Annotated in this window: 1 protein-coding gene; it reads left to right on the forward strand. The window is 70.2% G+C overall.

Going from position 1 to position 1,781, the window contains the following annotated elements; genetic code table 11:
* Positions 1 to 1,781 (forward strand): class I tRNA ligase family protein (locus tag ABD346_RS33025; RefSeq protein ID WP_344379998.1); only part of this gene is annotated, 1,781 nt, incomplete at both ends.

Consider the following 1,781-nt stretch of genomic DNA (forward strand, 5'->3'; position numbering starts at 1 on the left):
TACCCGCACTGCTGGCGCTGCCACACCGCGCTGCTCTACTACGCGCAGCCGTCCTGGTACATCCGCACCACCGCCGTCAAGGACGCGATGCTGCGGGAGAACGAGAAGACCAACTGGTTCCCCGACTCGGTCAAGGAAGGCCGCTTCGGGGACTGGCTGAAGAACAACATCGACTGGGCGCTGTCCCGCAACCGCTACTGGGGCACCCCGCTGCCCATCTGGCGCTGCGAGGAGGGCCACCTGACCTGCGTGGGCTCGCGCGCGGAGCTGACCGAGCTGACGGGCACGGACCAGTCGGCCCTGGACCCGCACCGCCCGTTCATCGACGAGGTGACGTTCACCTGCACCGACGAGGGCTGCTCCCTCGAAGCGGTGCGCGTGCCCGAGGTCATCGACGCCTGGTACGACTCGGGGTCGATGCCGTTCGCGCAGTACGGCTACCCGCACCGGAACAAGGAGCTCTTCGAGTCCCGCTACCCGGCGCAGTTCATCAGCGAGGCCATCGACCAGACGCGCGGCTGGTTCTACACGCTGATGGCCGTGGGCACCCTGGTCTTCGACAAGTCCAGTTACGAGAACGTCGTGTGCCTGGGCCACATCCTGGCCGAGGACGGCCGCAAGATGTCCAAGCACCTCGGCAACACCCTCCAGCCGATCCCGCTGATGGACCAGCACGGCGCCGACGCGGTGCGCTGGTTCATGGCGGCCGGCGGCTCCCCGTGGGCCGCGCGCCGGGTGGGCCACGGCACGATCCAGGAGGTCGTGCGCAAGACGCTCCTGACGTACTGGAACACGATCGCCTTCCAGGCCCTGTACGCCCGTACGTCCGACTGGGCACCCAGCGCGGCGGACCCGGCCCCGGCCGACCGCACGGTCCTGGACCGCTGGCTGCTCTCCGAGCTCAACTCCCTGGTGGAGGGCGTCACTTCGGCCCTGGAGTCGTACGACACCCAGAAGGCGGGCAAGCTGCTCTCCTCCTTCGTCGACGACCTCTCCAACTGGTACGTACGCCGCTCGCGCCGCCGCTTCTGGCAGGGTGACAAGGCCGCGCTGCGCACCCTGCACGACGTGGTCGAAACCGTCACCCGCCTGATGGCCCCGCTGACGCCGTTCATCACCGAGCGCGTCTGGCAGGACATGGTGGTGCCGGTGACCCCCGACGCGCCGGAGTCCGTCCACCTCACGTCCTGGCCGAAGGCGGACACGGCGGCGATCGACCCGGCGCTCTCCTCGCAGATGGCGCTGGTGCGCCGCCTGGTGGAGCTGGGCCGGGCCACGCGCGCGGAGTCGGGCGTCAAGACCCGCCAGCCGCTGTCGCGGGCCCTGGTCGCGGTGACGGGCTTCGAAACCCTCTCGCCCGAACTGCACGCACAGATCACCGAGGAACTGAACGTCTCCTCCCTGGCCTCCCTCTCCGAGGTGGGCGGCTCGCTGGTCGACACCACCGCGAAGGCCAACTTCCGGGCGCTCGGCAAGCGGTTCGGCAAGGGCGTCCAGGACGTGGCGAAGGCGGTGGCGGCCGCTGACGCGGCGGCCCTGTCCGCCTCGCTGCGCGACACGGGCACGGCGTCGGTCGAGGTCAACGGCGAGCCCGTGGCACTGGCCCCCGACGAGGTCATCATCACCGAGACCCCGCGCGAGGGATGGTCGGTGGCCTCGGACTCCGGCGCGACGGTCGCCCTCGACCTGGAGATCACCCCGGAACTGCGCCTCGCAGGCCTGGCCCGTGACGCGATCCGGCTGATCCAGGAGGCCCGCAAGAACAGCGGGCTCGATGTGGC

Source organism: Streptomyces mauvecolor (genome assembly GCF_039532965.1).
Lineage (GTDB): Bacteria > Actinomycetota > Actinomycetes > Streptomycetales > Streptomycetaceae > Streptomyces > Streptomyces violascens.